7 protein-coding genes and 1 pseudogene are annotated in these 6,487 nt (G+C 48.1%); 5 read left to right on the top strand and 3 right to left on the bottom strand.

All coding sequences use genetic code 11. The features are described from left to right. The 3 genes and pseudogenes from OMR58_RS26070 to OMR58_RS20705 all read left to right on the top strand — a co-directional run. Window positions 1-105 (top strand): annotated as a pseudogene (locus tag OMR58_RS26070) (DUF2280 domain-containing protein); the annotation flags it as partial. A gap of 469 nt (window positions 106-574) precedes the next feature. Further along, window positions 575-1,705: a DNA cytosine methyltransferase gene (locus tag OMR58_RS20710; RefSeq protein WP_205065451.1), complete on the top strand. Its 1,131-nt coding sequence runs from the start codon at window positions 575-577 to the stop codon at window positions 1,703-1,705. Next, complete coding sequence (locus tag OMR58_RS20705; RefSeq protein ID WP_264546819.1) at window positions 1,662-2,645, top strand: HNH endonuclease; 984 nt, start codon at window positions 1,662-1,664, stop codon at window positions 2,643-2,645. Before OMR58_RS20710 ends, OMR58_RS20705 begins: the two co-directional genes overlap by 44 nt. Before the next feature lie 97 nt (window positions 2,646-2,742). Here OMR58_RS20705 and OMR58_RS20700 read toward each other — a convergent pair whose 3' ends face one another. The 3 genes from OMR58_RS20700 to OMR58_RS20690 form a co-directional block, all read right to left on the bottom strand. After that, window positions 2,743-4,032 (bottom strand): MFS transporter, encoded by a 1,290-nt coding sequence (locus tag OMR58_RS20700; RefSeq protein WP_264546818.1) that lies wholly within the window; start codon window positions 4,030-4,032, stop codon window positions 2,743-2,745. Between the two features lie 306 nt (window positions 4,033-4,338). Continuing rightward, on the bottom strand, window positions 4,339-4,884 hold the full coding sequence (locus OMR58_RS20695; protein WP_264546817.1) for a hypothetical protein: 546 nt from the start codon (window positions 4,882-4,884) through the stop codon (window positions 4,339-4,341). 87 nt (window positions 4,885-4,971) lie between these two features. Then, window positions 4,972-5,322 carry a DUF1304 domain-containing protein gene (locus OMR58_RS20690; RefSeq protein WP_105590898.1) on the bottom strand — a complete coding sequence of 117 codons (351 nt, stop codon included), beginning with the start codon at window positions 5,320-5,322 and terminating at the stop codon, window positions 4,972-4,974. A gap of 377 nt (window positions 5,323-5,699) precedes the next feature. Here OMR58_RS20690 and OMR58_RS20685 point away from each other — a divergent pair, with 377 nt between their 5' ends. Both OMR58_RS20685 and OMR58_RS20680 read left to right on the top strand, forming a co-directional pair. Beyond that, window positions 5,700-6,161 carry a PTS sugar transporter subunit IIA gene (locus tag OMR58_RS20685; protein ID WP_264546816.1) on the top strand — a complete coding sequence of 154 codons (462 nt, stop codon included), beginning with the start codon at window positions 5,700-5,702 and terminating at the stop codon, window positions 6,159-6,161. Beyond that, window positions 6,158-6,481 carry a PTS fructose transporter subunit IIB gene (locus OMR58_RS20680; protein ID WP_105590900.1) on the top strand — a complete coding sequence of 108 codons (324 nt, stop codon included), beginning with the start codon at window positions 6,158-6,160 and terminating at the stop codon, window positions 6,479-6,481. The genes OMR58_RS20685 and OMR58_RS20680 overlap by 4 nt, the downstream gene beginning before the upstream one ends. Window positions 6,482-6,487: the final 6 nt, after the last annotated feature.

Below are 6,487 nucleotides of genomic sequence, written 5' to 3'. Positions count from 1 at the left end.
AGGATGGCCGCAGATGCAGAAAGTCGGAGCAACTATGTGATGACGGCCCAGCTACTCGAACAGGCCGCCCGGGAGTGTGGTGACGCCTACGTGAATCGGAAGAAGTAAGGCAATGCGGCTGATGCTGGTATCCACCAGCGCGGTATCCATCCAGGTATCCAGCAAAACCTTGGTTTCTAGGCATGAGGTTTCCACGATGGTTTCCACCAAAAAGCAGATAGAACTGGTGACTGGTGATCTGCTAGTGGGTATACTCCTCAGCGCGATAAGGGGGCTGGAAATGTGCCACACAAAAACATTTGGGGGTATATTTGGGGGTATGTGGATAAGTTTAATGTGAAAAACATCATTATTTACAGTTGGTTGGATGCTAATGTTGAATCCTGTAGGGCCATTAAATATCAATGAGTTAAGCGATTCTCAATCCTGCCTGATTTGCTCCTTGTGTCGTTTTTATATAACCGATAGCCTCACTTCTGATTCATAGAAACGCCAAATACTGTAAATGCATACAGTTCTATTTTGTGGTAGAATAACCCGTTGATATGAAATTCAGAACCAGGAGCTATTTTTAATGAGTAAAATTAGCAAGTTGAAAGTCATCGATTTATTTTGTGGTGCCGGTGGTTTGTCCTACGGCTTCATGAAAGGTGATAATAGCGCTCATTTTGAAGGTATTCTGGCACTTGATAATGATAGTGCTGCGATCAAAACCTACAATGCTAACTATGGTGAGCATGGTGTAGTCGCAAATATTGAGGAATGGATTGCTGAAAATCCCGTACCTGAAGCAGATATCGTTATTGGTGGTCCCCCTTGCCAGGGGTTCAGCTTATTAAATAAAAACCGTGATGGTGACCATCGTCGTGCACTTTGGGAACCTTACATGGATATCATTGAGAAGTCATCGGCCTCAATTTTTGTTATGGAAAACGTTCCCGGGCTTTTATCGAGTGATGAGTTTCAGGATATCACGGCCCGTGCTGAAAGACTGGGTTTCACGCTTTTAAACCCTTCAATACTGAATACCGCTGATTATGGTGTACCTCAGACGCGTAAGCGCGCTATTGCCATTGGCATTAAGAAAGAGCGGTTTTCTCTGGATAAAGTATCAAACTTTCCGCCGTTGCCTTCGCATCAAAATCCGGATAAACCCGGTAAACTTCCTTCATGGCTAAACGTTAAAGATTTTATTAGTGATTTACCAGAACCCGTGGGAACAGAAATTCGGGACGTCCCACCTCCATTGGATCTCCACTTCGGTCGGAACCCAACTGCTCTGTCTCAGGAGCGTTATCGCGCTGTTCCGATAGGGGGTAACAGATTTGACTTGCAAAATAACAGGCCAGATATTACCCCTGATTGTTGGATTAGAAAAAAATCCGGTGGTACGGACCTCTTTGGACGCTTATGGTGGGAACGCCCTTCCGTTACCATACGTACAGAATTCTTTAAGCCTGAAAAAGGACGTTATCTCCATCCGGAAGAACATCGTCCAATAACACATCGTGAAGCTGCCCGGTTAATGAGTTTTAATGATAGCTTTGTTTTCACAGGTACTAAAACAGAAATCGCTCGCCAGATTGGTAATGCGGTTCCTCCTGTTTTTGCTGAAAAAATAGCTAGTTATGTTATTCACTTGATGGAATGCAGAATTCAAAATGGTGCGAAGATCAAAGAAGAACGAACCGGAAACGCTGCGTAAACAGCTTGCAGTATTAATTGCTGATTTTGAGAGCAGATTATTAGAAAGTTCTTTGCGGGAGCAGGTTTTGGCTCTCGTACCTGCAACTCACGTGTTACGTGATTTAGGGAGCTCTCTTATTAATGATGAAGGCTGTAATTCTGCGCGAGAGCGTATTTTGGCATATCTAATGAAATACCCAAGGGAAATTATTCATGGCGATGAATTAATGATAGTCGCTGGGATAAGCGAATATGCAAGGAGGATAAGAGAATTAAGGGTTGAATTTGGTTGGTCAGTATTAAGTGGTAATACACTTAAAGAAATGATCGAGCAACAGGAAATTTCTATAGAAGATCTCAATGTCAGTGACATTAGCTGCCTCAAAACTGATATTTATGCACTGATGTCTTCTGAACAAGATAGAGAAGCTGCGCTCCGTTGGAATGAAGTCAATGAACTTCGCCGTACTAAGGTTTCAACCAAGGAAAAAATACTGACCTATCTGAGGAAGAATGTTGGTCGCCCGGTAACGGGTGAGGAGTTGAGATATTTAGCTAACGATAGTAAGGAGTGGGCTCGTCGTACCCGCGAATTACGCACTGAGGATGGCTGGCCGATTGCAACTAAAAATTCCGGTCGCCCGGAATTGAATGTAGGTGCCTACCTGCTTGAAGAAGATCGGCAAGCGGAAGTTCATGATAGAAAAATACCCGATCCTGTCCGAGTCAAAGTGCTGGAACGAGATCGCCATGCTTGTCGAATCTGCCAATGGTCCCATACAAGAAAAATTCCCGGAGATCCAAGGACTTTTCTTGAATTACATCATATTGAACACCATGCTGACGGTGAGGAAAATGTGTTAGGAAACCTAATTACACTTTGTAATGTTTGCCATGATGATGTGCATAGAAAAAAAATCTCAAACAATTTTTTATTTGAGTTGATTCATTCTGAATGAATCTGCGTTACCTAACCAACAGTAACCTGACGAAAAATTATGATTATCGTAAGGAAAAAACGGTGCTGATACACCGTTTTTCGCAAAGCTCAAATCATCAAGCCTTAGCCCCAATCGCCGTTACCGACTTACCATCCTGCTTTGTCTGCGGACGCACCGAATACATGATTGCCACCGAAACAAACAGCGATACCGCCATCAGCACAAACGACAGGTTCGGGTTGCCGGTCAGGCCGTTCAGTAATCCCACCAGCCAGGCACCGGTAAAGGCACCCAGCGCGCCAAAGCTGTTGATCAGGCCCATTGATACACCGGCCACGCTTTTTGGCAGCAGTTCGGGGATCAGCGCAAAGAACGGACCGTAAGGTGCGTACATACAGGCGGCAGCAAGAATTAACAGCCCGTAGGAGATCCAGAATGAATCACTGCCCAGCAGCCACGAACCGGTGAAGGCCAGTCCCGCGACCAGCAGCAGCGGCCAGACAAACAGTTTGCGGTTCTGAATTTTGTCAGACAGCGTTGAGACAATCAGCATCAGCACGATCGCGGCCAGGTAAGGCACGGCGGCCAGCCAGCCAACGGAGACGATATCGCGATTGGCGCCTGCCTTAATAATCGACGGCATCCACATCATAAAACCGTACACGCCAATGCTCCAGAAGACGTGCACCAGGCACAGGCAGATCACGTTGCGTGAGGTGAAGGCTTCGCGGTAATTCTTTACCGGCTTGATGTCCTGCTGTTCGGCGGCCATCGCCTGCTCTAAATCGCGTTTCTCGCTCGCTGACAGCCACGACACCTGTGACGGCTTATCGCGCACCGCCCACCACCAGAAAAAGGCCCAGGCAACCGCCGGGATACCTTCGATGATAAACATCTCGCGCCAGCCCCAGGCCTGGATCAGATAGCCGGAGAGAATCGACATCCACAGCACGGTCACCGGATTGCCGAGTATCAGGAACGTATTGGCCCGCGAGCGTTCACCTTTAGTAAACCAGTTGCTGATAAAGATCAGCATCGCCGGCATCACCGCAGCTTCCACCACGCCGAGCGTAAAGCGGATAATCATCAGCATCGGAATATTCGCCACCAGGCCGGTGGCGGCAGCCAGTGCTCCCCACAGCAGCAGACTGACAAATACCAGTTTGCGGACGCTGCGTTTTACGGCATAAACCGCGCCGGGAACCTGAAAAAAGAAGTAACCGAGGAAGAACAGAGCACCTATCAGCGATGAAATATTCTTGGTAATCCCCAGATCTTTATCAATACCGGCCGCAGCGGCAAAACCGTAGTTGGCGCGGTCAAGATAGGCAAGACTGTAGGTAATGAATATTACCGGCATTAAATAGAGCCAACGTTTTTGCGATAGTTTGACGTTTTTACTCATTGGGCATCCTGGTATCAAATAACGTTTATTTAGCGACGATGGATTGCTACCCATAGACACATCACCTTCAGGCATTCCACGGTCTTTTTAGCGGCAGGCAGCGTTTACTGTTACCGATAACAGTAAATAACATGACACAACGGATGCGCGACAAACAGCGCAGTTGATGGATTTAAAACAGAGTTGTGATAGCGCTTAGAAAGTTTGGAACATGGATAAGTAACATGCGGAAAGTGGGATTGCAGGGAAGGGCGCATTGATGAACGCGCCCTGGGGGGCCGGGTGGGTAATTGGTGGCTAACCCCGCTAGTCCCACCCCCCCACCGGCAGCGAATACTTCAGTTCAATTTCCGGCGCGCCCGCAACATAGCGATTGGATGCCGCCATCAAATACCCGCCCATTTCCTCGGCGGAAAGACTGATATGAAGATTCGTCTCATCCTTAAACCACTCATTCGGCCAGAACATCAGATCGGAGGGGTTCGCCGTAAAGTTTTTCTCCAAAAGACGCAGTGCAAAGTCCACATCGGCTTCGCTACCTTCCGCCTGATAAATAAATGTAATGAGCTGCACCAGTTCTTCCCAGGTTAAATCCTCATAGAATTTTTCCTGATTAAAGGCGATTTTTGTGAACTGTTTTGCGCTGGTCCAGGACGAAAAATCCCTGAAATCTGAATACGCATACGGATTCGGAACCTGGCTATTCCACTCAGCAATAAACGCATTTAACGTTTCGTCATTTTCATCTGAACCGGTATCAATCATCGCGAGGATCTCGTCGGCTTTTTCGGCCAGCGCTTTAATTTTCATGCGGCTGGCTCGGACGGGTTTCATACGGGCGGGGAGTGGCATTTCAGGGTTCCTTGTTGAAATTCAAATTATCCACAGAGGCGGGAGCAGTTTTAGCGCCTACGACCGTCCAGCCAGAGGAGGAAAACATTAACCATACAGCAACGCCGCCAGCGCAATCAAAGCGGGAATCGACTGCACGTATAAGATCTTCCGGCTCGCCGTCGCAGCGCCGTAGATGCCTGCAATCATCACGCAGCTGAGGAAAAACAGCTTAAACTGGAATCCGCCCTCGCCAAGCCACAGCCCCCACAGCAGACCGGCGGCCAGAAAACCGTTGTACAGTCCCTGATTTGCCGCCAGCACGCGGGTGCTGCGGGCAAACTCCTCGCTCAGGTTAAACGCCCGGCGGCCGGTTGGGGTATCCCACAGAAACATCTCCAGGATCAGGATATAGATATGTATTGCCGCCACAAGGGCGATAAGCGTATTGGCTAGCATGGCGAGTCCCGGTCAGCACGTTGTACTAAAAGTATAGGCAATCCTTGTTCACTGCTGCACAAAGTTGCACTCCTTGGGTTTGATACGGCGATATTTTCACCGATAACCCTATTAAACTGAGTGAAATAGCCTGACTAAAATCAAAATAAATATCATCCACCTCACAAAATCCCCTTATTCATTTCCGCTAATTACCCCGTCAAAAATAAGCGTCACATCACAGTTATTCCACCTTTTGAGAAGTAAGTCTCATTTTATTATCCGCAATAACAAGCTGTTTCCCCCTGGCGGAGGAAACCGGTTCTCTTTTCGCTTTCGTTAATCCGCTTATTATGTTGCCAGGACATGCTGAAGACAAAAGTGGAGACGTCGCAATTATGTTGATTGCCAGAGAGAACATTTTTCTGAATAAGAATTTTAGTAGTAAGGGGGAGATATTTCGGTTTCTGTCGCAGCAGGCGGTTGAGCGGGGCTGGGCGGCGGATGCAGAAAAAATAGAGGCGGATTTGTGGACCCGTGAAAATCAGTATTCCACCGGCTTTGAAGGCCAGATTGCCATCCCGCATGCCAAAACGGTCAACGTGACCGAGGCGGGGGTGATCTTTATCCGCCTGCAGCAGGCGCTGGACTGGGAAAGCCTGGACGACAGCCCGATAAAAATCGTTTTCGGCCTGTTTGTGCCGGAATCCGGTGCGCAGCTGCTGCACCTGAAAATCATCAACAGCCTGGCCAGCCAGATCGTCGAGGACGACTTCCGTCAGCAACTGTTTGATGCCAAAAGCGAAGATGAACTGTTCAACTACATGCAGTCGCGTGTGGTTATTGAGGAGGACGCATGAATATTGTTGGAGTCACTTCCTGCATCGCTGGCCTGGCCCATACGCCAATGGCGGCAAAATCGCTGGAAAAAGAGGGCGCAAAGCTGGGCCACAACGTCAAAGTGGAACAGCAGGGTGCGATGGGCATGATGAACAAGCTTTCCCCGGCGGACATTAGCGCTGCCGATTTTGTGCTGATTGCCGCCGATCGATCCATAGAAGAAGAGGAGCGTTTTGAAGGGAAAGTCATAATCCGGGTAAAAATTGGACAGTGCGTCAGCCACGCCGCTGAAGTCATTAAGAAATGCGTCGCCGCCGTTGAAGAACGTAAAAATAAATAACTCTGG

Origin of the sequence: Erwinia sp. INIA01, assembly GCF_025947915.1 — a bacterium.
GTDB lineage: Bacteria > Pseudomonadota > Gammaproteobacteria > Enterobacterales > Enterobacteriaceae > Erwinia > Erwinia coffeiphila.
This window is presented reverse-complemented; position numbering and strand designations above follow the sequence as displayed.